The sequence below is a fragment of the Legionella pneumophila subsp. pascullei genome (assembly GCF_900637585.1).
Taxonomy (GTDB): domain Bacteria; phylum Pseudomonadota; class Gammaproteobacteria; order Legionellales; family Legionellaceae; genus Legionella; species Legionella pascullei.
The window spans coordinates 568117-590507 of record NZ_LR134380.1 but is presented as its reverse complement, the minus strand read 5'-3'; the positions used below and the strand labels follow the sequence as shown (position 1 = coordinate 590507).

Sequence of the window (22391 nt, the reverse complement as noted above, 5' to 3'; positions counted from 1 at the left end):
CTATTGTCCCCAAATGATCATAAGGCCCCAAATGAATTGGCTAAGGAGCCATAAAACAACTAATAACTGCACTGATAAACGTATAACAGTACATTTCATATAATCTGTAGTTACTGTCCAAATACCTATCCAGGCATGCAATGTCAATGCTATCAATCCAATTGTTGTTGCAATTTGAAACGCCTTATTAGCAAACAAAAGATGCCATTGAGAAAAACTTAAATCAGGATTTGACAATATAAATCCAAACAAGAAAATTAAATAAGCTGCAAAATAGACAGCGGTAACTCGTTGAATTAACCAATCCTTTAACCCATTTCCTGTTAAACTGGTGACATTGTTTACCATATCCAGATTCCTAGAAAAATTGCCAAAATAACTGCAAGAACTATAATTGAAACGGCCGACATACGACCAACACGAAGACTCTCACCAAATCCCATATCCATTATCAGGTGTCTTATACCTGCGATTACATGATAAATCATAGAGGCGCCAAAAGCCCATAACATAAGTTTATAGTAGGGATTAGCTAAAATTATTTTAGTCTGTACAAAAGATTCCTCTGATTGCAAGGAACAACCAAGAATAAATAATACGAAGGGAAATAATAAAAATATCAGAACTCCTGAAATCCTATGTAATATAGACGCGATAGCCATAGGCGGAAATTTCAGGCTGCTTAAATCAAGATTGATCGGTCTTTTCTTGTTCACTATTAATTTCTTCCTCATAAGAAAATGTCATCAATATATTTTCTTCTAAATATTCAATCCCATTCAATTACTTCACATTCACCCTTTAGACTTATTGAGAAACATAATTCATTAAGTATACTGCGCAACAAATGGCTTTGAAAAATAAAAAAATTGGGTCTTAAAAACTATTTAGAATTACTAAATTTCAATTCATGCATGGGAAGTATAGCACTCTGTTTTTATCACGCAAAGTTCAGTTTATAAGGAAAATGAATAGTCTATTGGCCAATTATAAAAACCCGTACTATGATTACATAATGTGAGCAAATGGAGGTCTTTATGATCACCAAGAGGCCAATATATAATCAACAATTAAAATGTGTCGCCTTTGAAATATTATCCTGCCGCAATGTAATGCTTAATGAAGAATTAACACGGCAACTTTATGATCTCATTTACCACACAGACACCCAATTACCTTTATTTGTCCCTTTTTCGCTAAAAAAAATGCTTGAGCAATTTGAAACTCCAATCAACAACCCCATTATTTTAAAATTATCCGCAGATGAAATCGAATCTGTTTATTCACTAGCTGAACTACAAGATTCTCTATTTTCTATCGCCTTGCTGATTAATACCCCTCAACAATTGGCGTGGCTAAATTTTGCCGAATACATAGGACTGACTGAGCAGTTAATGAGTAAATCGGACGTAACCAAGGTAGTACAATACAGTAAGGCAAAAAATCGTAAAATTATTGCTTATGGTCTAAATCAACACGTCAATTTTGAAAAATGTAAAGCGATGACCATGGATTATTATTGTGGTGATTTCCTGCTTAACCCTATTGCAGAGGAACGAACAGAAATAGCGGCAAACAAATTAAATGTACTCCAACTCATCCAGGAATTACAAAAAGAAGATTGCGATTTAAACACTATCACTCATATTATCCAGGCTGATCCATTACTAAGCTATCAACTTCTAAAACTTGTCAATTCAGTTGGATTTTCTAGCGGACCAAGCATAGAATCCATCGATCAAGCTGTTGCAAGGCTTGGTATCATTAACCTGAAAAAATGGGTTATGTTATTTTCTATGAAAAATATCTCTGATAAACCCATAGAAATATTGGAATCAGGTCTAATCAGAGCCCATATGGCGGAAGCACTCGCGAAAAAAAGTTCCAATATTTTCAGTCAAAGCGCTTACACTGCAGGATTATTATCCATATTAGACTGTTTATTAAACAAACCCATGCCCGCATTGGTAGAACACATTACCCTGGCTGAGGAGATAAAAAATGCTTTAACAAATAAATCTGGACCTTTAGGCAGTCTACTGTCTTTGGTAATTGCTTATGAAGAAGGGCACTGGGAAGAAGTAACTCAACTCAACATTAATGGAATTGATTTAAGTCAATTATATATTGACAGTTTAGCCTTGGTAAGCCAAGGTACAAAAATAATGAATAGCTGATTGCATAATCACTTAATCAACATTCTTTTTGTTTTTCCCTGTCTGACATAGTCTTCTATTTGAGCAACAAAAAATTTAGAATGTGTTTTTCCAAATGCTCAATATTCCAAAAATTATAGTTGAAATCAATACAGGATAAGTATTAGTTATGTTTTTCATCAAATATACAGGTGCAATGATTTATGATTTAATCATTTTATCTATTTTATTTTTTGCATACACCTCTGTCCTGCTCTTATTCACTCATGGACAAGCCATTCCACCTGCTACCCGTTGGTACCAATGTTCATTATTCAGTATCGTTTTTGTTTATTATTATGCATCTATTCGATTTGGTGGACAAACTGTAGGCATGAAAGCCTGGCGATTTAAACTGACAACTGACTCTGGTAAAAAACTATCAAGACAACAAATTATCGCCCGATTTTTTTATTTTATTCCTGCCACTTTAATAGCTCCTTTTTGCTTAAAGGGGAGTTACGTGCTTTTGCATCAATGGACCCAAACGTGTTTTAAAAAAGTTTAAAACATTGTTGAGCCATTCTCGCTAATTATTTATTTTCGTGCAGTAGTTGCAGAAGATACCGGATGCTTATAATTTTCTCTTGGGGATTCAGGAGGATAACCATACCCCTTATCCGCCAATCGCTTCACATTTTGTAAATATTTTTCACCCCATATTCCAGGATCAAAATTAGTCACAACAACGTTATAAGGTAAATTAATAATGGACTCAAAAGCCTTTCTCTGTGCTATTTCATGGCCAGCAAAAGCTATCTGAACTTCTGCTTCCATACTGACTCCACCAGATTTTAAGCGATCTACCAATATATGAACCATTTTTTCAATAGTATAGAAAAGTTTGCACATGGACATACCCGCACTAAACATATCCTGGCTTTTGGATGTAGATAATTTAGAGCCACTATCATGAATGGGATAAACAAATTCATGATCATTAGAACCAGGTATCAGCTCGGGTTCGATGACTATCGCAGGAGTAATAGTATCAATATGTGGAGAAATAACATGAAGATGAAAATCTGCCCAATGCCACCATATTAGATAGACTCGCTCCACTATGGTTAATGGATTATTCAAATCATCTATCATTGTCAATTTGCGATCGTCTAGATCAGTTTCTGCAAAACCTGCTTTGATTTCGATATCGCCGTCTGCCATTTATATTTACTCGGGTAATAAGGATATTACTGTTATATTAGCCCAAAATTGACAATAGAACATTAAACAGACCTTAAGAAAAGGTAAAAAAGCCGTAAAATCAATGTATAGCATAAAATAGATACCCGCTTATTCATAATAATTTATGTTTATATCGTTTCATATGAATGAATTAAGGGGGGGGGTGAGGTAAATTTAAGTACTCAAATCAACAATCAATCGACGGATAAATTAACTTCAAGTAAAATAACTCGTATACTTTCTCAAGTCATTAAATTAATCAAATAAATTTCAAACAAAAGCGGAGTGTAGCTCAGACTGGTAGAGCACTGCCTTCGGGAGGCAGGGGTCGCAGGTTCAATTCCTGTCACTCCGACCAATAAAATCAAATAAAATCAAAGAATTAGAATTGGCTATGAACCAAAATCATATCAAGCGTCTATGCCAACACTTTAATTTGGGTGATCCTATACAAGAGCCCCAAAGAGTACATGGCGGTTTACTTCACATCATGTGGCAGCTAAATACTGATAAAGGATCTTTTGCGATTAAACAATTATCAAAAGACATTAATCTTACAGATCATCGTGTTATTAGAAATTACGAGTTGAGTGAAAACATTGCCTCAGCTTTTGTAGCACTTGGTATTCCTGCTGTTAATGCTATTGAAAAATCAGATAAGCATCTTTTTATAATTAATGAGACTGGTTTTCTAGTCTACCCATGGGTCAATGCAAAAGCCCTTGATAAGGATACTGTAAGTGCATCTCAAGCTTTGGAAATTGCTCGTATTTTATCTAAGATGCATCAGATCAATGTGCAGTTTAAAGAAATTGATGGAGCAGAATTTGATATTCATGAAAATGATAAGATCATAGCGTTAATAGATTTGGCCCAAAAAAAGAATCTCGCTATCGCTTCATCCTTGATGGAAAGTTCAGTAACAATATTGGAAATTAATACAAATTATCATGACGCAATTTTAATGCTAAACGATCATACAGTAATTAGTCACGGCGACTTGGATCAAAAAAATGTCTTATGGGATTGCTCAAAAAATCCCGTACTCATTGACTGGGAATCCGCTCGCAAGCTTAACCCTACCTATGAAATTGTGAATGCAGCATTAGATTGGTCTGGGATTACTACACAACTTGATAAAAATCTATTTGGTAAAATGATAAGAGCATACAAAGAAGCTGGCGGGATAATTGATATAAACATAGTTGAAGCCGCTTTTTTTGGTGTTTTAGGTAATTGGATTAATTGGATGGTCTATAACATCCAACGAGCTGCAAACCAGCACGATCCCGAACAACAAAAAATTGGCATGGAACAAGTAATGCAAGTGTTACCGACTATTATACGCCTCAAAAGTTTAATGCCTGAACTCATCAATGTAAGTAAAGCATGATCACCATAGACCTTCTAAAAAATTATCCAGACACTATCCTCGGATGTGCAAAAATATGGCATGAAGTACTTGGAAAAATCTGGGTTCCTGAGATCCCGGTTGAACAAGTGATTCAACGGTTCAGTGAACACCTAAATGCTGACAAACTACCCATTACGTTTATCGCACTTGATGCTGGAAAACCTGTTGGGATGTGCTCTTTGCGTGAAAATGATGGCATCAAGCCTGACATAACCCCATGGCTTGGCTCCCTTGTGGTTGACCCTGCATATCAGAAACAAGGTATTGGAAGCAGGCTAATTGACGCCACAAAAAATAAAGCCAGAGATTTAGGTTTTAATAAGCTGCATCTTTTTGCCTTTGACCCAACCATTCCTAATTATTACTCCCGCCTTGGTTGGGCCATAATCGGCATGGATAAATTTAAAGGGCATCCAGTCACTGTGATGGAGATATTATTATGACTCCTCATATTATTGGCATTAGTGGTATAACAGGCGCTGGAAAATCCACTTTGGCAAAAGCATTGTCCCTGGATTTAAAAGCAACTCTTATTTCATGGGATGACTTTGATGACATTTCTTTAGAACCCGAGGATTATATCGAGTGGTATCATAAGGGTTGCAATTACAATGAATTTCAAAGAGAACGTCTTGCAAAGACTTTAGCAAACCTGAAATCAAAAAAAGAGAGCATCCATCCGGTTTTACGCACTTTGCTCAAGCCCACGGAATACATAATTTTTGATGCTCCTTTAGGCAAACTTCACATACAAACAGGCGAATATATTGATACCTGTGTTCATATTGAGGTGCCACTTGATATTTCATTGTGCCGTCGCGTTTTGAGGGATTTTAAAGATGAATTACAAACTAAAGAAAATCTTCTTGAAGAAATCAGTTTTTATTTAAACCATTCAAGACCTTTGTTTTTTGATGACGATCTGAAACAAAATGCCACTATAGTAATTGACGGTCTCCTAAGTACCGAAGTGCAAATTCAAATAATCAAAAATTTTTTAATTGGTAAAAAAGATGACAAAACTAAAAAACCTGGATACTTATCTTAGCTTGTGCACTGAGGTCTATGACTTAAGCAAACCCAACCCTCCTGAAGATGCTTATGCATTTTATCGCAGTTATGTCATGAATGTGAAAGGTCCTATTTTGGAGCCAATGTGTGGTACGGGCCGTTTCTTACTTCCATTAATTGAAGAAGGATTCGAAGTGCATGGCTTTGATGCAAGCGAATATATGCTTGATGCTCTCAATATTAAAGCCAAAGCTAAAAATATCAAACCCAAAGTATGGAGAGGTTTTGTTGAAGATTTGACGAGACCAGAAAAATACAATTTGATTTTTATACCAAGCGGTTCCTTTTGCTTGATTATCGATCCTGCAACGGTAAGATTAGCTCTTGAAACATTTTATAATCACCTAAGCGATGATGGTATTTTATTGTTTGAGGGCGAAACACTCAAAGCAGTACCGCAACTCGATGCCTGGAGAGGCTCAGTTTGGCATAAACCCAATGGCCAGATGATTATGCTAAGTCAATTAGCAACCCTGAAGGATCAGGTTTGTCATTCTATCGGTAAATATGAACTCGTTCACAACAATAGTATAATTCATACGGAAGTTGAAGAGTTGAGAGTAAGAATTTACGATCCGCAAGAGTTAACAGGCATTCTTAAAAGTTGTGGTTTTAAAAATGTCCGTTTGATTAAAGCATTTGATAGTGCTGCAACCCCAAATGCGCAGGATGAGGCAATTATTTATGAATGCCGAAAATAATGTTCTCAATACCCTGAATAGCTTATCTAAGGAAATAAATAAACTCTATGGATACGTCACCATTGCTGGTGACAATTTTGGTGAACCTGCAATTAACTCAGGCCCTTGTGGTCCATTTGCCAATGCTTTTTACAAGATTTGGAATCAAAAATTTACCGAAAAGGTAAATATTGCATTTATTATGCTGAAAAATTCTGATGAATGCTGGCATATTTTAATCCGATTACCTAATGGGTTGCTTTTTGATGGAGGTTTAGGTGTTCATAATGAAGACAGATGGAATAAAAACATTTTCGATGTAGAAGATATGTTGGAATATGACCTTCAACTTTTAGAGAAGCATTCTGGTGGTTTAAATAGGACGTATCCTCGATATTGCCCTGATTTTTCGATTGATGTTATTATCGATTTAATACACAAACATCTGGATCTGATTGAAAAAAACAAGTGAAAACTTGTTACCGCAAAGTCCATTTATTGTTTTAATTCGATAGGATTTACCTTGTACTCCATGCCCAACTCCATCTTTGAAGTATTCCATACTGCATTTTCCATCACACGATGTGATGCATTATGGTCGATTGGAACAAACGCAATAATAAAGAAAGTTATTCAATGACTTATATCCAATAAGGGTATTATTGGTTCTTAGTTCTTTTGGTTGGTGTTCAAAAGACAAAATAAAACAGATGCGAATATCAAATACAACATGGGCCAATATTGGTCATTTGTGTTTTTTTGGTTATACTCTCCCCGCTTGTTTAACTAACACAGAGAGAGACCATAATGACAGACCTTAGAAAAGAAATTGAATCGCTCATTCACGATGGGTTATTACCAGATAGAGAATATATTTCAACCAAGCGATTTATTAATCACTATGCCGATACCAATGAATTTTGGGCTGGTTTGGCATTAGTAGGAATTACCCCTATTATCAATGGCTTATATGCTTGCTATCATGCTTCAAGAGCAGTATGGGCCACCTTGCGAACTGTAGGTAATTTATTAATTTTAAAACCAGGCTTGGCATTCGACGCGATAAAAGATGTGGGTTGCCATTTGACTCTCTCTACCTGTCTATTGCTTATGGCTCCAATTCACGCTTTGACTCATGCTGTTGAAATGCTTACAAGAGTTATATCATCATGGTTTGTTGGACAAGAACCACGTCATGATTTATTAGAAACTGGACTTACAGCGAAGTGGACAAACAAAGTAAGTGGATATCAAATGGTTAATGAGCTGCCTTCATCCAATTACTTTAACAGAACCAGGTTCTTTTCTTCTTATAAAAATGCCTCAGATTGTTTAGGACAAATGTCATCCCCAGTTACCTCTTTGGCTAAAGGCGGATTTCATTCATTAGTCGAAGCGTTGTATGGGGTTGAATCTGCGATAGAGTGTATTGTCAATTTGGCTATCTGTAAGCCTTTACATGCGAAAGAGAATTTCCATAATTTACAAGTACATTTTGGTTTGGCTGCCTCTTTGGCGGTGATGACACCAATTAACGCTCTGGTTGAAGGAATTGCCTTTATGACACGCCTTGGTACTACCTGGGTTTCTGCTTGTCTCAAACCTGCAGTGACTGAGATGGAGCATGAGAATACAACCGCTTATCAATTCAACTAATTCTTACCTGCCTGCCACAGTCGCTTGCAACTGTGGCTCATTTTAAGATACAGTGCCCAACCATGACTTATTCAGTTTTTTGAATCAAAATAGAGTCAATATAAATTTTGTATGCAGGCAATCAATTGAGAAGGAGATTGAATGATGGATATGGACGTTCCAGCTTTTATATATGGAACCGCCTGGAAAGAAAAGCGTACAAGTGAACTGGTCGAGCTTGCATTAACTGCAGGATTTCGAGGTATTGATACTGCAAACCAAAGAAAACACTATTATGAAGAAGGTGTTGGCTATGCCTTGCAACAATCCTATAAAAAATCAGGCATCTCACGTGATGATATTTTTTTACAATCCAAGTTCACCTATGCTCATGGCCAGGATCATCGCAAACCTTACGATGATACAGCAAGCCTGACTACCCAAGTCCAGCAATCCTTTGCAAACAGCCTTGAACATTTAAATACTGATTATTTGAACTCCTATATTTTACATGGCCCTTATTATCAATATCACTTTTCCGATGAAGATAAAGAAGTCTGGAGCAAAATGGAATCTCTGCATAAAGATGGGAAAGTAAAGCACCTGGGCATATCCAATGTGAGTTATGAACAATTAACCGAGCTCCTTTCGTTTGCTTCGGTAAAACCCAAGTTTGTTCAAAACAGATGTTTTGCCCGGCTATTATGGGATAAACAAATTCGCAACCATTGCCAGGCTAATGGAATTATTTATCAGGGGTTTTCTCTGTTAACGGCCAATCAATATGAATTAAGACATCCTGAACTTGAGAACCTCAGCAAAAAATACGAGAAATCGATTGAGCAAATCATTTTTAGATTTTCACAACAGGTAGGAATGTTGCCTTTAACTGGCACTTCAAACGCAGATCACATGAAAGCAGATCTGGCTATTAATCAATTCAGACTCAATGATGATGAAATCAACTTCATTGAAAACATTGCCTTTACCTCATGAAATTTTTTTCAATTGGACTGGGAGATTCGTATGACAATCCTCTGTAAGAATCGCATTTCCTAACCAAAAAAAGTGAACTTCATGATGGATGCTTACTGATGTTCGTGATGTGATCCAATCCTGCACGTCGGAAAATATTTTATTTCCCAATGATTCCTCTTCCATTTGCAGAAAAAACAAAATTAGCCATTTAAATTCAATGCTGTCTTTATCCGGCAGCCGAATAGTGGTGCTCAGCGATTCTTTCTGAAATAACATGTTTTGGGACCTTAAGGCCATCTCAACATCTTTATCAGTATAAAACTTCTCCAAATGATTCCCAATATAATGCCTGAATTGCAATTGAATTTCGTAAATTCCATGACATCCTCTGATAACAATTAAAGAGGAATCTCCCGCTTCATGAATCTGCTTAACTATTTTTGGTAAATCAGGAGACCAATACAAACATTGCGATGCAATAATCCAATCAAAATGGTTAGAGCAACTATCAAAATAATCCTCTGCAGTTCCAGCAAAGGTATTCGTTTGGACTGGAGTTGGAAAATCAGCTTTTGCATATTCTTTAATTGCTTGCAAACTAGGATCCACTCCTGTGATAACTAACTTTTCCGGTAAACGCTCTGCATAAGCATTCACTATTTTTTTCATTAATGCACCATCATGGCAACCCAAATCCAATATATTCAAGCCATTAGAAGGCGGATGAAATCGTTTTTCCAACAACTCTACCAGGATTGACTTCTCGCTTGCATTAGAAAAATAGGTTTTAAAAAACTGGCTCTTATCATACATAGACATGTATTGATTCCTCAATCGCTTATCAAATTCAGTTTTTAATATAAATACACCTTGTTAGGAGGGTACAACCAATTAGTTTCTGGATAATCGACTTCATACGTTTCAATAAACTGTAAGGACAACGCTTTTCTTGAATTTTTAGACGTATTCATTGGACTGCAGTGCACAAAACTACCGTGAAATAACAAAGCGTCTCCAGCCTTAACCTCCAGGGCGGTATAAAATTCACGCTCTGTAATAAAATCAGGAATATGTAACTGATGAACTTGCTCAAAGTGACGCGTTTTTGTCTCACGATCCACTTTTGATAGCCATTTCAATGGCCAGTGATTGCTTCCTAAAATTCCATACATACAAGCATTTTCAATTAACGCGTCTTCCAGAGCAATCCACAAAACAACTACAGTTTGTGGCTTAGTATAAGCAAATGTTGACTCCTGATGAGGCCTTACCTCACTGCCCGTTCCATTAGGATATTTGGGAATATAGACACTGAGATGGCAAATTGGCTTTTTAAATCCAATCCCTTTTAGCAAATCTAGAAGTATAGGACTATCATGAACTACTCGCTGCATCATCGGATACTTGTCAATGAGATGCATGCCATGGCCAATTCGGTTAACTACCCGCACATTATCAATCAATTCATAAAAGACATGTGCCTTATTACTTGAGGCTTGAAAATAAGGTTCTGTGACATACTCTCTATCCTCTGACTCAGGTTTCATGGGATCTTTGGAATAAAAATGAATCATTTTATTATCCCAATGCCTAGCAATGTCCTGCTCAGCATCGCTTTGCATTGCTTCAAGTTCATTAAGCAAATTTATTCTGTCTACTTGATTTAGATATCCATTAAGTCCAATAACTCCATTTTGTTCATAGTAATTCAAAACCCGGTTCAAATTACCCCGGACTTCATTAGACGTAAAAATTGTTAATTTTTTTTCATTCAATAAATTTTCCATAACATCTCCAAATTAACGCCATGGCTAAATTTGATTGTAAAATGCTATGAAATAAATTATCGCTTTCCTGCAAGCTTAATATATATGGGGAATCTGGTTTATCTGACATGGTAATGACCTCTTTAATAAAAAATAAAGAAGCCATCACCAAAAACCTAATCACGTGTTCAATCAGGATGACTATAAGAATACTGAACACTAAGGATTTTCTTGGAGGTAAATTTACAAGCATTTATTATGGGTGTCAACACCAATACCTTGCCTTGCTAAACCAGAATTGCATAGGTTTAATAGTAATAACCTTTTCATTTAAGAAATGTATTTCATTTCTGCTATCATCCGGGGGTTGGTATATCAGGATTTGGTTCATCATTCTCAAGGGATGAGTTTTCTATTTTAGTATCTTTAGGCCCAAAATTATTACGTTGAGCATCCGCTTCTTCAACAGTATCAATTGGGCTACCTACCTGTGTATCCAGATAAAGCTTTTTAATTCTATCTGCCGTTGATACTGGGGCTTGATTGTTATCTACTTTATTATCACCTTCTGATAACCGTTTAATTTCATGCCATTTGGATTTTGGAGGTTGATCTGCCATAGCGTTTCTCAATTAAAGTAATTAATATAGTACAATTATAGATCACTATGTTTATAGATCACAATATTAAGATTAGGACTACTAAATAAGTTGATGCATCGTTTAGCTCTAACATTAGTCTACAAAATCCAGGTTCATTACGCCTATTCATCCTTGTCTGCCCATGACAATTTATTAATTTTGAGCTAATTTTAAAATTTGGTTGATAAATTCACTCTTTGCATCAGTGTATTTCTCCCTATCAAACTTGTGTTCCTGAGCCAATTTGATTTTTAGCTGCTGATATTTTTCTGCTGCTTCCGAATGAGAGAGCAAATAGTCTCTAAACAGTATCTTTCCTTTCCAATGCCTGGATGATGTTTCGACTATATGAACATGGTGTGTTCGTTTATTACCATATGGAGGCATGCCTTTTACAAAAAACATGCGTTCAGGGTCCGGATTATCTTCCCAATATTCATAACCTAATTTCTGTAATATCGGCACAGCAATAATCTTCATTTCCCCCAACGACCTAGCTGCAAGCTGAATATCAATAATGGGTTTTGATGCCATGCCTGGTATTGCTGTACTACCTACATGCTGGATATCAAGAATACTATTTGCGGGAAATGAAGCGCGTAATTTCGTCATTTCTATTTTAGCTAGCAGTGGCCACTCGGTATTGTAGGCAACAATATCGATATGATCTGTTTCAAGCACATCATTATTATCCTTGATAAAATCTTCATAAGTCATGACCCAATGCTCATGACCTTGCCACACATCATTCACCCTCAAATAACGTGGTGAAAATCCTTCATAGCGAAAACCATTTTTCTTCACAAGCCAGATTGAACGGCTATTTTCAGGTTGTATATTCGCTTCTAACCGATGCAACCCCATTTCCTTAAAAGCCTTGGTTAATATTAATTTCAACCCCTTACTCATGTATCCTTTACCCGCATAAGCCTCAACAGCATAAAAGCCCAAATACGCATTTTGAAAGTATCCACGTACTATTTCACTGATATTAAAGACTCCCACTAAGTTATTGGCAGAAAAAAGCAGATAACTTTTTTGGTTTGGTTTTTGATAGCGAGAAAAATACTCATCAAACTCATCAGGTGTTACAGGCACCTTAACCCATGGATGATGTAATGCTTGACTACTTTGCATGGCGCAAAGAAATATCTCTTTATCTTTGGACTTTATCTCACGAATAATTACTTCGCTCATTGGATTATTAACTCCAAACTATTTTATGAACCATAAGCTAAAATATGATACTTAAGCTTGGGAATAATAGATATCTATGGTTTCTGGCCAGATTCCCAGGGAAATATCAAGGTGTTTAATTTGGATTGATTTATGAGTCACAGGATATTTTTCCTAAAAATACTAAAGAGGCGATTGATTTGATTCAATATAGCAAAATCTATCGTTCTTTCCCTATTGAAGGATGTCCCTTAAGAAATAATATCCATGATTATGAGTAAACCTATTTCACAGTGATAATATCAATACCACCCAAATAAGGCTTCAGAGCATCCGGTATATGAATGTTTCCATGCTCGTCTTGATAATTCTCCATAATGGCAACTAAAGTTCTTCCAACGGCTAAGCCTGATCCATTTAGAGTGTGTACTAATTCAATCTCATTGGTCTCGGGATTTCGGAAACGGGCTTTCATTCGGCGTGCCTGAAATGCTTCCATATTGGAACAAGAAGATATTTCTCGATAAGTATTCTGACTAGGCAACCAAACCTCAAGATCATATGTTTTTGCTGAGCCTGCACCGATATCACCGGTGCACAAAGCGACCACTCGGTAAGGCAAGTTCAAACGCTGTAAAATAACTTCAGCATGCTGAGTCAGTTTCTCTAAAGCATCATAAGAATTTTCAGGTTTGGTAATCCAAACCAACTCGACTTTCTCAAATTGGTGCTGTCTAATCATCCCCTTTGTGTCCTTACCATAAGAACCAGCCTCACTACGAAAGCATGGAGAATGGCAAACATAACGAATAGGTAATTGCTCAGCAGACAATATCATGTCACGCACAGTATTCGTCACTGGAATTTCTGAGGTAGACGTCAAGTAGTAACCATTATCTCCCGTTAATTTAAATAAATCGGCCTCAAACTTTGGTAATTGCCCCGTCCCTAATAGGCTATCCGCATTAACGATATAAGGTACATATATTTCCTGGTAACCATGCTGTTGTATATGTATATCCAGCATGAATTGAATTAAGGCTCGGTGTAATCGTGCCAGATATCCTTTCATTACCACAAAACGACTGCCAGTAATTTTTGCTGCGAGTGCAAAATCCATTTGCCCCAGCGCTTCACCCAATTCATCATGTGACTTTACAGGGAAAGAAAAGGCAGGTACTTCCCCCCATCTTCTGATTTCCTGATTGTCCAATTCATCTTTACCAATAGGTACTGATTCATGAGGAATATTAGGTAATGACAGAGTAATTACCTCAATTTGCTTAAGAACCTCATCCAGCTCTGTCTTTTGTTGCTCTAATTTGGCGCCAATTTTATTTACTTCTTCGCGCATAGGCTCTATGTTTTCACCTCGAGATTTTGCTTCGCCGATTGCTTTCGAACGCAAATTTCGTTCGTTCTGTAATGATTGCGTACTTACTTGCAAAGCCTTACGCTTTTCTTCCAACTGACTGAAAGTGACAGCATCAAATTGAAATCCTCTTTTCAGCAATTGGGTTGCTACATATTGAGGATTTTCTCGAAGTAATTGATTATCTAACATAAGCCAACACTCTAAAAATTATTAAATGGGATCCTGATGTCCTAATAATACATATTTGGCAACTAATGTTCCAATGAAGACCATGAATAATGAGCCAACATTATTAACCAGTATATTGGTAATTAATTTAAACCAATAACCTTGCTCAAACATAAATAAAGATTCTGCAGCAAAACTTGAAAAGGTAGTAAAAGCTCCTAAAAATCCTGTAAAAAGGAATAAACGAAATGACTCCTCGGCGCTAAAACGACCTGCTAATACAATAAGAAAAAAGCCAGCTAGAAAAGAGCCTACTGTGTTCACTAAAAGAGTACCATAAGGAAATTTTATTCCCCACATATTTTGCGCCATTATTGTAACTAAATAACGTGAAATTGCACCTAAGGAACCTCCGATAGCTACAGCCAAATAGGGAGCAACAACCATTGCTTACCTCACAATGCCTCTTGTTGATTGATTCAAAGCATCAATCATGGGGATAATTTCAGGACACTCATTTTGAATCAGCTCTAATTCTGAAACTGCCTGTTGAACTGTTAATCCTTTTCGGAAGATAATTTTATATGCACGGCGCAAACAATCAATCGCTGCAGAAGAAAAACCTCGCCTTCTTAAACCAACCGTATTGATTCCACAAGCAGAGGTAGTATGACCTGCAATCATGACATAGGGTAATACATCTTTAGTGACATAAGTAGCTCGGGCTATAAATGCGTAGGCTCCCACCTGACAAAATTGGTGAACTGCAGCATAAGGACCGATAATTGCGTAATCATTAATTGTGACATGACCTGACAAGGCAGCATAATTCACCATAATGATGTGATTACCGACCATACAATCATGGCCAATATGTGAATAAGCCATTAAATAATTACTATTACCAATGCGAGTAACTCCCCCACCTTTTACCGTTCCACGGCTAATCATGCAATATTCTCTGATTACATTATTATCACCAATTTCAAGGCGAGTTGGCTCGCCCTTGTAAGTGATATCTTGCGGCTCATCTCCTACGGAGGCAAATTGAAAGATCTTATTGTTTTTACCAATTACAGTAGGTCCTTCAATTACCACATGAGGCCCTATCCAAGTATTTTCACCAATCTCAACATCAGCGCCTATCACTGTCCCAGGGCCTATTGACACTCCGCTTGCCAGCTTCGCCGATGGGTGAATCATTGCTCTTTCATCTATCACTTTTTAATTTCCTTTGCTGCGCTTAATAAGTCTGCGGAACAAGCCAATTTGTCTCCAATATAAGCTTCTCCGTGCATACGCCAAAAATCTCTTTTTTGTCCAGCCAGTCTCACCTCTAATCGCAATTGATCACCAGGAGTCACTACTTGCTTGAATCGAGCATTGTCAATACCGGCAAAATAATGCAGAAACTCGTACCCTTCTTTGGGTTGGCGAGACAAATTAGCTAAAATGCCACAAGCTTGAGCTAAAGCCTCAAGCATTAGTACTCCAGGCATAATAGGATTTCCTGGAAAATGCCCGGTAAAGAAGTTCTCATTAATAGTCACATTCTTAATTGCAATCAAATATTCCATTACTTTGTAATCTATCACTCTATCAACCAGAATAAATGGATAGCGGTGCGGTAACAAAGTAAAAATTTGATTTATATCTATCGATTCGTTCATACCCTAGTTCTCATTAATCGCCTATTGCATTACAAAATGGCTCATTATCTTGGTTTAGCTCATTCTAATCAATTAAAAATTTCAAAAATAATGTTACTTTAGATTGTTAAAACATAATTAGTTGTTATTATTCAATTTTTTTTCTATCGTTTTCAGCTTTGTAATGTAGTCATCTAAATGCCTGAACCGCGCTGTGTTACGACGCCACTTGCGATGATCGTGAACTGTCGTTCCTGAAGAATAAACTCCGGAACGAGCGATAGATTTTGTCACGGTAGACATCCCTGTTATTACTACATCATTGGTCAAACGAATGTTCGCTGTAAGGCAACTTGCCCCACCTATGATACAATCCATCCCTATTTGCACTAGAGCACCAATTGCAGCACAACCTGCAATAGCAGTATTATTCCCTACATAAACATCATGCGCGATGAGTACTAAACTGTCTATACAAACCCCATCGCCTAAATAAGTATCGCCAATGCAGCCTCTGTGAATTACTGTATTTGCTCCGATTTGAGTTCTTTGACCAATTACAACTCCACCAAAGATTGGTCCTTGTTGCCAAAGACCATGATCTTTGTAGTAATTAAACGGGGCAGCGCCAACAATACACCCGGAACCAACAATCACAGATTGGCCTAAAACTGTACCCGAATGAATTATTGATCCAGAACCTAGCTGACTTCCTCTACCAATCAGTACTGAAGATTCAATGGTAGTATTAGAACCAATAGTCACGTTGTCATCCAATTGTACATTTTCACCAATCACGCTGTTAGCACCAACTGATACGTGTTGGCCTAATTGGGCAGACTTGTGAATTTGAGCTGTAGGATGAATTCCGCAAACATTGATGCTAAAGTGAGGCAAGATCTTTGCTGCTTTAAACATGGCTTCTGCGGGATTGGAAACTACAATACAGTTTACAGGAGACCAATCCAAGTGCTCAGATTTTAATAAAACGGCACCCGCTCTGGTGGAGTTTAAGACAGACCGCAATAATGGATTATCAAAATATGCAAGGTCTTTAGATGAAGCGCGAGCTAATGAGGATACACTAAAAATGGCGTGATTGGCATTTCCATGCCAGACGCCATTTAAATAGTTTGCCAGTTCCTCTAAGGTTAGCAACGCATCCGCCGAATTAATTAATTGCTTTAATAACTTTATCTGTTACATCAAGAGATTCGCTGCTGAAAGGAGCCGCATCTTTCTGAACAATAATATCGTACTTTTCATCCTTGGCAATTTTAGTAATTGCAGTACGAACCTTATTATACAAACCTTCCATAGCTTCATTATGAGCTGTACTCAATTCTTGCTGATATTGTTGTCCATCACGTTCAAACTGTTGTTGTGCTGCAACAATTTTCTTTTCCAATTCTTTCTTTTGGCTAGCACTCATTATAGCGCCATCACGCTTAAATTTTTCCATGTCGCCTTTCAAGCTCGCTTCCATTGCAACAAGCTTGTCTCGACGAGGCTTAAATTCTTTTTCCAACTTCTGTTGAATTTCTTTCATTTGATTTGAAGTTTGCATGATTTTTTGTAAATCAACCACGCCTATCTTTGCCCAATCAGCAAACACAGTCGTGCCAAACAAACCCAAAAACAATGCGACCAGCACCGCACCCAGACGTTTCATAATGTTCTCCTAATTTAAAGTTAGAAATGCTAGCACAATTCGAAAAAGGTTGCGATATGTACAGCAATAGTTTTTAAAATACTCAAAAATCCGCTTGCTCCAATCCATAATATCTCTAAAAACCCGAGGAAAGAGCAAATTGGAAGATTTGTGTCTGATCGAATGGCTGTGGATTCAATGCCTTAGCCAAGCTAAAAGACAATGGACCAAAAGGTGAACGCCATTCTAATGATACACCGGCCGAATAACGCATCGGACCCGCAGGAGTTCCGCGTAAAGCAGGAGGTGTCCCAGAAGCAAAAACATTACCCGCATCAGCAAAAATAGTCGTTCTTACATTATCTCGACTCAATGGGTAAGGTAGTATAAGTCCAACACTTCCATTCACAAGGAAATTCGCCCCCATGGCATTTCCAAAATTATCTAGCGGGCCTAGAGAATAACTGTCATATCCTCGAACCTGGCCTGGTTGAACTGGACCACCAGCATAGTAGTTTTCAAAAAAGGGTAATCCGAAATTATCAAACGTATTTCCGTACCCCACATTCCCTAAGACAGAAAAGATCCAGCCGCGAGTTAGAGGGTAATATAAATGCGCCTGATAAGAACTCTTGTAGTAAGATAGTGATTGTGAGGTCGCAGGCAAGGCTACCATAGCAATAGCTTGTTGATTAAATCCCCGGTTAGGATAGGGCATTTGATCGTAACTGTTTCTGCTCCAACCAGATGTCAACCGTATTTCCTGAAAATGGCCTCCATTTAACGCAACAAAATTGATGATGGGGAGTACGTAACCCACTGATTTGATATTAACGTCTTGATAACCATATCCCAATTGAAAACTGCTTTTTTCACCTAACGGGAAATTATAACTGATATCACCGCCGTAACGATTAGAGCTGTATGTACTGACATTTAAATTTTTAGGATCGATCCTTGAATAATATAAGCTTCCTCCACGGCCTACGCCAGTATCCGTATAGAACGGATTATAATAGTTAAAAGAGTAGTCCTGCCCCCATTGGCTTGCATTGAAAGAAGCACCCATGGAGCGCCCGCTTCCCATAAAATTACGCTGGTTAACAGATGCATTGAATTGATAGCCGTTTGTACCATATCCCATGGACGCGCTGGCTTCTGCTGAAGGAGCCTCCTCCACATTGACATCCAGATCGACCTGATTGTTAGTTCCTGGAACAGGAGTGGTTTTGACATCAATGTTTTTTAGATAACCCAGCATTCGCAACTGGCGCTCAGACTCCTTGATGTTATGTAAAGACAGTAATCCTCCTTCATCCTGACGAATCACATTACGCAGAACATAATCTCCTGTCTTCGTATTACCATGAAAATTAATGCGTCTTACATAAACATGGCGGCCCGGCTGCACTACAAAAGTAATAAATACTGTTTTATTATTTTCATCTATTCGAGGCTCAGCATTAATTGCAGGAAAACCATATCCTACATCCCCCAAAGCTAACCCTATCGCAGAGATGGATTCAGTAACCTTCTTACGCGAAAAAACATCACCTTTCTTAACCTGTATTAGTGAGTCAATTTTTTCTTTAGGTAATATCGTTTTTCCAACCACATCATAACCTGAAAAATGATATTGGGGTCCTTCTTCTATATGAATATTGATGTAGACATCTTTTTTATCTGGCGATAGCAAAACCTGGGAAGATACGACATTAAACTTCAAATATCCTCTATCTAAATAAAATGAACGTAATGCCTCTAAAGAAGCATCCATTCCTGCTTTGGAATATTGATCTTTTTTAGTGAAATAAGTAAATAGATTGCTTGTGCTTAAAGTCAACTCAGGCAATAACTCATTTGCTTTAAAATCATGGTTACCAATTATTTTTATTTCTTTAATCCGTGAAACTCGACCTTCTGATACAGTAATACTAATGGCTACTCTATTCTCGGTAAGAGAAGTCACTTTAGTTTCAATACGAGAATTATACTTCCCTCTGGCCGTGTAAGCTTGTTTCAGCTCTTTTTCCAAACGCTCCAGTGAGGACCTTTGAAACACTCTGCCTTTGACCAAACCCATTTCTTTAAGAAAAGCCTTCATTTTATCAGAAGGTATTTCTTTGTTTCCTACAACTGTAATAGAACCTATGGTTGCTCGTTCTACCACATTGACCACCAAAACATTTCCTTGGCGTTCAAGCGAAACGGATTGGAAAAAACCTGTCTCATAGAGTGCACGGATAATTTGAGCTGTTGAGCTGGAGCTGATTTCCTCACCCACTTGCACAGGCATATAGTTTAATACCGTACCTGTCGAAACCCTTTGCAATCCGTTAACTCTAATTCCTTTGACAATAAAGGTATCAGAAGAGAATGATTGGGATGACCAGGCTAAAAGAGTAGAACAACAAACACCTAATATTAATTTATTACTGACTTTTTTCATTATTATTTTACGTCCAGCACTACGCGCACTTATGAAATTAAAAACCATTCAATTGTACAAAAAATTGAAACCCTTTTATAGGAAGTAGAAACTACTGTCAAGTTTCTTTATCTCCAAAACATCATTTCATTCATTTATCATACAGAAATCAGCATTATCCTCGTCAAATCCTAACTGGTTAATCTTGATATATCGTTACTAAGAGCAACAAACATTAAGGCAACCAGCAATAATAATCCAAAATAGATTCCGACCGATTTAACTCCATCCGATAATGGCTTTCTTCTTATGATTTCCACGACATAATACAAAAGATGCCCCCCATCCAGCATAGGGATTGGTAATAAATTAAGCGCTCCCAAGCTGATGCTTACTAAAGCCAGGAAAAATAAATAGGATACCAGTCCTCCGCGTCCGGAATCACCGGCTCCTTGCGCTATACCGACAGGACCACTAATACTGTTTAATCCCAATTTTCCAGTCACCAATCTTCCCATTAAGATAAAGGTTGTGCCTGTGAGTTGTATTGTTTGCTTAAAAGCCGTGCCAAGTGCCGAAATTGGCGGCTCTTGCTCCAGGCGTAGCCAATGAGCAGGCCAATCCACTTTCTGGGATCTAACTCCTATTAACCCTTCTAATTTTCCATTATTATCCTGGCTTCCGGTGTGTACTATTATCTTCAGCAATTTACCTTGTCTTTTAATATCCAAATTGATTTGAGAATTGGGCCTTTCCCTTATGTAACTGACTAAATACAACCAATCATTGAAATACTGGCCATTAACACTGATAATTTCATCCCCTATTTTTAAGCCCGCTTTTTCGGCAGGAGAATCGGGAACCACTTCGCCAACTATCGGAGGAATGGTAGGTATAAAAGGAACGATACCCAGGCTTTTAACAGGATCAGGCTTTTTATCATCCAGCTGCCACTTATCCAACGGTAACAACAACGTGCTTTCTTCCCCATTTATCATAGACTTTACAGTCAAACTCACCGTTTCCCGGGAACCGATAAGAGGCATTATTTCATATTGAAAATCTCGCCAACTATTAATTTTAACGCCATTAAGAGCAATGATTTCCTGTTTTGGGCCTAGACCAGCTCGTGCAGCGATACTATTTGGTTTTACTGACTCAATCATCGGTGCCAAAGAGTGCATACCGATAATCAAAACTAACCACAATGCTACAAACGCAAAAATAAAATTGGATAAAGGGCCTGCTACTACAATAGCTATCCTGACAAGAACAGATTGATTATTGAATGCAAAAGGCTTTTCTTTCTCAGAAACTTCTCCTTCCGTTTCATCGAGCATTTTGACATAGCCACCCAAAGGAAACAAAGACCAAGCATACTCAGTTCCTTTCTTATCATAAAAACGTGCGAGAATCTTTCCGAAACCAAATGAAAATCTTAATACTTTCACACCACACCAACGTGCCACTTGAAAGTGGCCGTATTCATGAATGGTGACCAACAATACCAATGCTAATAAAAAGTACAGCAACGTTGAAAGCATATCGCTATCCAAAGGTTGATACGACCAGAAAATTAAATTCCCAGTGGTATGTAGGTTAATCCAAAGTAAAACCATGGTAACGCGGCAATTAGACTGTCCAATCGGTCTAATATGCCTCCATGTCCTGGAATAATATTTCCAGTATCTTTTAATTGACAACGCCGTTTTAATATACTGATGAACAAATCACCAAAAATTGAAATAATTACAGTAGACAATGCTAAACCAAACCATATAGAAATTGAGTAAGGTATAAAATAATAATAGCCCAAAGTCGCGATTATCATGGCTAAAATAATCCCGCCTGTAACACCTTCCCAAGATTTACCCGGACTAACTTTAGGGATTAATTTATGCTTCCCCCATTGTTTTCCAGTGAGATAGGCGCCAATATCAGAAGCCCAAATTAAAAAAAGCAAATAGACAAGTAATTCCTTTCCTTGTTGTAAAAAAGAAATTTGAATAAGACTTTGAGTAAATAAAGGTAACAATATCAAACAGGCTATTGCAACAATCATTGGATAACCCCAATAATTTTGTGAGCGCGGATAAGTAAGAATTGCTAAACCATTGAATAGCCAAACGAATAACCCCAGGCTTAACCAATAGGGATATAAATAGCCACATGCCCAAAAGCAGATCAATAGAAATATCAAAAAACAAGCCTGCATTGGTAAATTATCAACAGGAATCAATTTCAAAGCTTCAATTCCTGCAAGCAGGAGTATCAGAAGAACAACACCCCATAAAATCCAGGAAGGCGCATAGAAAATAGCAAGCAAAACCAAGGGAGCTAATATTAATGTTGTAATCAATCGTTGCATAAACATGGTTT

At 37.4% G+C, this 22391-nt stretch carries 25 protein-coding genes and 1 tRNA gene; 10 read left to right on the top strand and 16 right to left on the bottom strand.

What is annotated here, in order from left to right:
- Both sdhD and sdhC read right to left on the bottom strand, forming a co-directional pair.
- A complete protein-coding gene (gene sdhD / locus EL201_RS02765) occupies positions 1-348 on the bottom strand; it encodes a succinate dehydrogenase, hydrophobic membrane anchor protein (protein ID WP_027223595.1) in 348 nt (115 codons plus the stop codon).
- Positions 342-716, bottom strand: a complete 375-nt coding sequence (sdhC, locus tag EL201_RS02760) for a succinate dehydrogenase, cytochrome b556 subunit (protein ID WP_027223594.1) — start codon at positions 714-716, stop codon at positions 342-344. The genes sdhD and sdhC overlap by 7 nt, the downstream gene beginning before the upstream one ends.
- A gap of 321 nt (positions 717-1037) precedes the next feature.
- Between sdhC and EL201_RS02755 the strand changes: the two genes are divergently transcribed.
- Together EL201_RS02755 and EL201_RS02750 are read left to right on the top strand one after the other, a co-directional pair.
- Positions 1038-2177: an EAL and HDOD domain-containing protein gene (locus tag EL201_RS02755; RefSeq protein ID WP_027223593.1), complete on the top strand. Its 1140-nt coding sequence runs from the start codon at positions 1038-1040 to the stop codon at positions 2175-2177.
- A 148-nt stretch (positions 2178-2325) separates the two neighbouring features.
- Positions 2326-2703, top strand: a complete 378-nt coding sequence (locus EL201_RS02750) for an RDD family protein (RefSeq protein WP_027223592.1) — start codon at positions 2326-2328, stop codon at positions 2701-2703.
- A gap of 29 nt (positions 2704-2732) precedes the next feature.
- On the opposite strand, the gene lvgA is transcribed toward EL201_RS02750, so the two are convergent.
- The gene (lvgA, locus tag EL201_RS02745; RefSeq protein ID WP_027223591.1) at positions 2733-3359 is read right to left on the bottom strand and encodes a Dot/Icm type IV secretion system effector LvgA; all 627 of its coding nucleotides are present in this window, start codon (positions 3357-3359) and stop codon (positions 2733-2735) included.
- 302 nt (positions 3360-3661) lie between these two features.
- Here lvgA and EL201_RS02740 point away from each other — a divergent pair.
- The 8 genes from EL201_RS02740 to EL201_RS02700 all read left to right on the top strand — a co-directional run bounded on the left by EL201_RS02740 (position 3662) and on the right by EL201_RS02700 (position 9176).
- Positions 3662-3738, top strand: a tRNA-Pro gene (locus EL201_RS02740).
- 36 nt (positions 3739-3774) lie between these two features.
- Positions 3775-4773, top strand: coding sequence for an aminoglycoside phosphotransferase family protein (locus tag EL201_RS02735; protein WP_027223590.1), 999 nt, complete (start codon positions 3775-3777; stop codon positions 4771-4773).
- On the top strand, positions 4770-5237 hold the full coding sequence (locus tag EL201_RS02730) for a GNAT family N-acetyltransferase (RefSeq protein WP_027223589.1): 468 nt from the start codon (positions 4770-4772) through the stop codon (positions 5235-5237). Before EL201_RS02735 ends, EL201_RS02730 begins: the two co-directional genes overlap by 4 nt.
- The gene (locus tag EL201_RS02725; protein ID WP_027223588.1) at positions 5234-5842 is read left to right on the top strand and encodes a nucleoside/nucleotide kinase family protein; all 609 of its coding nucleotides are present in this window, start codon (positions 5234-5236) and stop codon (positions 5840-5842) included. Before EL201_RS02730 ends, EL201_RS02725 begins: the two co-directional genes overlap by 4 nt.
- On the top strand, positions 5808-6566 hold the full coding sequence (locus EL201_RS02720; RefSeq protein ID WP_027223587.1) for a class I SAM-dependent DNA methyltransferase: 759 nt from the start codon (positions 5808-5810) through the stop codon (positions 6564-6566). The genes EL201_RS02725 and EL201_RS02720 overlap by 35 nt, the downstream gene beginning before the upstream one ends.
- A complete protein-coding gene (locus EL201_RS02715; protein WP_027223586.1) occupies positions 6550-7017 on the top strand; it encodes a hypothetical protein in 468 nt (155 codons plus the stop codon). Before EL201_RS02720 ends, EL201_RS02715 begins: the two co-directional genes overlap by 17 nt.
- A 335-nt stretch (positions 7018-7352) precedes the next feature.
- Entirely contained in the window at positions 7353-8201 is an 849-nt protein-coding gene (locus EL201_RS02705; RefSeq protein WP_027223585.1) for a hypothetical protein, read from the top strand.
- 144 nt (positions 8202-8345) lie between these two features.
- Complete coding sequence (locus EL201_RS02700) at positions 8346-9176, top strand: aldo/keto reductase family protein (protein WP_027223584.1); 831 nt, start codon at positions 8346-8348, stop codon at positions 9174-9176.
- On the opposite strand, the gene EL201_RS02695 is transcribed toward EL201_RS02700, so the two are convergent.
- The 13 genes from EL201_RS02695 to EL201_RS02635 form a co-directional block, all read right to left on the bottom strand.
- Positions 9171-9977, bottom strand: coding sequence for a class I SAM-dependent methyltransferase (locus EL201_RS02695; RefSeq protein WP_027223583.1), 807 nt, complete (start codon positions 9975-9977; stop codon positions 9171-9173). The genes EL201_RS02700 and EL201_RS02695 overlap by 6 nt on opposite strands.
- Before the next feature lie 35 nt (positions 9978-10012).
- Positions 10013-10945: a phytanoyl-CoA dioxygenase family protein gene (locus EL201_RS02690; protein WP_027223582.1), complete on the bottom strand. Its 933-nt coding sequence runs from the start codon at positions 10943-10945 to the stop codon at positions 10013-10015.
- Between the two features lie 335 nt (positions 10946-11280).
- A complete protein-coding gene (locus EL201_RS02685; protein ID WP_027223581.1) occupies positions 11281-11544 on the bottom strand; it encodes a hypothetical protein in 264 nt (87 codons plus the stop codon).
- A 174-nt stretch (positions 11545-11718) separates the two neighbouring features.
- Complete coding sequence (locus EL201_RS02680; protein WP_027223580.1) at positions 11719-12762, bottom strand: GNAT family N-acetyltransferase; 1044 nt, start codon at positions 12760-12762, stop codon at positions 11719-11721.
- Between the two features lie 262 nt (positions 12763-13024).
- Positions 13025-14305: a serine--tRNA ligase gene (gene serS, locus EL201_RS02675; protein ID WP_027223579.1), complete on the bottom strand. Its 1281-nt coding sequence runs from the start codon at positions 14303-14305 to the stop codon at positions 13025-13027.
- Positions 14306-14326: 21 nt separating this feature from the next.
- Positions 14327-14731 (bottom strand): fluoride efflux transporter CrcB, encoded by a 405-nt coding sequence (crcB, locus tag EL201_RS02670; RefSeq protein WP_027223578.1) that lies wholly within the window; start codon positions 14729-14731, stop codon positions 14327-14329.
- A 3-nt stretch (positions 14732-14734) separates the two neighbouring features.
- Positions 14735-15505, bottom strand: a complete 771-nt coding sequence (gene lpxA, locus EL201_RS02665) for an acyl-ACP--UDP-N-acetylglucosamine O-acyltransferase (RefSeq protein WP_011213138.1) — start codon at positions 15503-15505, stop codon at positions 14735-14737.
- Positions 15502-15954, bottom strand: a complete 453-nt coding sequence (gene fabZ / locus EL201_RS02660; protein ID WP_027223577.1) for a 3-hydroxyacyl-ACP dehydratase FabZ — start codon at positions 15952-15954, stop codon at positions 15502-15504. The genes lpxA and fabZ overlap by 4 nt, the downstream gene beginning before the upstream one ends.
- 117 nt (positions 15955-16071) lie before the next feature.
- Positions 16072-17091, bottom strand: a complete 1020-nt coding sequence (gene lpxD / locus EL201_RS02655) for a UDP-3-O-(3-hydroxymyristoyl)glucosamine N-acyltransferase (RefSeq protein WP_027223576.1) — start codon at positions 17089-17091, stop codon at positions 16072-16074.
- Between the two features lie 13 nt (positions 17092-17104).
- Positions 17105-17605 carry an OmpH/Skp family outer membrane protein gene (locus tag EL201_RS02650; RefSeq protein ID WP_027223575.1) on the bottom strand — a complete coding sequence of 167 codons (501 nt, stop codon included), beginning with the start codon at positions 17603-17605 and terminating at the stop codon, positions 17105-17107.
- A 115-nt stretch (positions 17606-17720) separates the two neighbouring features.
- On the bottom strand, positions 17721-20033 hold the full coding sequence (gene bamA, locus EL201_RS02645) for an outer membrane protein assembly factor BamA (RefSeq protein ID WP_027223574.1): 2313 nt from the start codon (positions 20031-20033) through the stop codon (positions 17721-17723).
- Positions 20034-20203: 170 nt separating this feature from the next.
- Entirely contained in the window at positions 20204-21556 is a 1353-nt protein-coding gene (gene rseP / locus EL201_RS02640) for an RIP metalloprotease RseP (protein WP_027223573.1), read from the bottom strand.
- 32 nt (positions 21557-21588) lie between these two features.
- Positions 21589-22386 (bottom strand): phosphatidate cytidylyltransferase, encoded by a 798-nt coding sequence (locus EL201_RS02635; protein WP_027223572.1) that lies wholly within the window; start codon positions 22384-22386, stop codon positions 21589-21591.
- Positions 22387-22391 lie beyond the last annotated feature (5 nt).

Bases quoted from the DNA above. Each gene is read 5' to 3' on its own strand.
- sdhD (WP_027223595.1), bottom strand. From the start codon at position 348: ATGGTAAACAATGTCACCAGTTTAACAGGAAATGGGTTAAAGGATTGG.
- EL201_RS02755 (WP_027223593.1), top strand. From the start codon at position 1,038: ATGATCACCAAGAGGCCAATATATAATCAACAATTAAAATGTGTCGCC.
- EL201_RS02750 (WP_027223592.1), top strand. From the start codon at position 2,326: ATGTTTTTCATCAAATATACAGGTGCAATGATTTATGATTTAATCATT.
- lvgA (WP_027223591.1), bottom strand. From the start codon at position 3,359: ATGGCAGACGGCGATATCGAAATCAAAGCAGGTTTTGCAGAAACTGAT.
- EL201_RS02735 (WP_027223590.1), top strand. From the start codon at position 3,775: ATGAACCAAAATCATATCAAGCGTCTATGCCAACACTTTAATTTGGGT.
- EL201_RS02730 (WP_027223589.1), top strand. From the start codon at position 4,770: ATGATCACCATAGACCTTCTAAAAAATTATCCAGACACTATCCTCGGA.
- EL201_RS02725 (WP_027223588.1), top strand. From the start codon at position 5,234: ATGACTCCTCATATTATTGGCATTAGTGGTATAACAGGCGCTGGAAAA.
- EL201_RS02720 (WP_027223587.1), top strand. From the start codon at position 5,808: ATGACAAAACTAAAAAACCTGGATACTTATCTTAGCTTGTGCACTGAG.
- EL201_RS02715 (WP_027223586.1), top strand. From the start codon at position 6,550: ATGAATGCCGAAAATAATGTTCTCAATACCCTGAATAGCTTATCTAAG.
- EL201_RS02705 (WP_027223585.1), top strand. From the start codon at position 7,353: ATGACAGACCTTAGAAAAGAAATTGAATCGCTCATTCACGATGGGTTA.
- EL201_RS02700 (WP_027223584.1), top strand. From the start codon at position 8,346: ATGGATATGGACGTTCCAGCTTTTATATATGGAACCGCCTGGAAAGAA.
- EL201_RS02695 (WP_027223583.1), bottom strand. From the start codon at position 9,977: ATGTCTATGTATGATAAGAGCCAGTTTTTTAAAACCTATTTTTCTAAT.
- EL201_RS02690 (WP_027223582.1), bottom strand. From the start codon at position 10,945: ATGGAAAATTTATTGAATGAAAAAAAATTAACAATTTTTACGTCTAAT.
- EL201_RS02685 (WP_027223581.1), bottom strand. From the start codon at position 11,544: ATGGCAGATCAACCTCCAAAATCCAAATGGCATGAAATTAAACGGTTA.
- EL201_RS02680 (WP_027223580.1), bottom strand. From the start codon at position 12,762: ATGAGCGAAGTAATTATTCGTGAGATAAAGTCCAAAGATAAAGAGATA.
- serS (WP_027223579.1), bottom strand. From the start codon at position 14,305: ATGTTAGATAATCAATTACTTCGAGAAAATCCTCAATATGTAGCAACC.
- crcB (WP_027223578.1), bottom strand. From the start codon at position 14,731: ATGGTTGTTGCTCCCTATTTGGCTGTAGCTATCGGAGGTTCCTTAGGT.
- fabZ (WP_027223577.1), bottom strand. From the start codon at position 15,954: ATGAACGAATCGATAGATATAAATCAAATTTTTACTTTGTTACCGCAC.
- EL201_RS02650 (WP_027223575.1), bottom strand. From the start codon at position 17,605: ATGAAACGTCTGGGTGCGGTGCTGGTCGCATTGTTTTTGGGTTTGTTT.
- bamA (WP_027223574.1), bottom strand. From the start codon at position 20,033: ATGAAAAAAGTCAGTAATAAATTAATATTAGGTGTTTGTTGTTCTACT.
- rseP (WP_027223573.1), bottom strand. From the start codon at position 21,556: ATGCTTTCAACGTTGCTGTACTTTTTATTAGCATTGGTATTGTTGGTC.
- EL201_RS02635 (WP_027223572.1), bottom strand. From the start codon at position 22,386: ATGTTTATGCAACGATTGATTACAACATTAATATTAGCTCCCTTGGTT.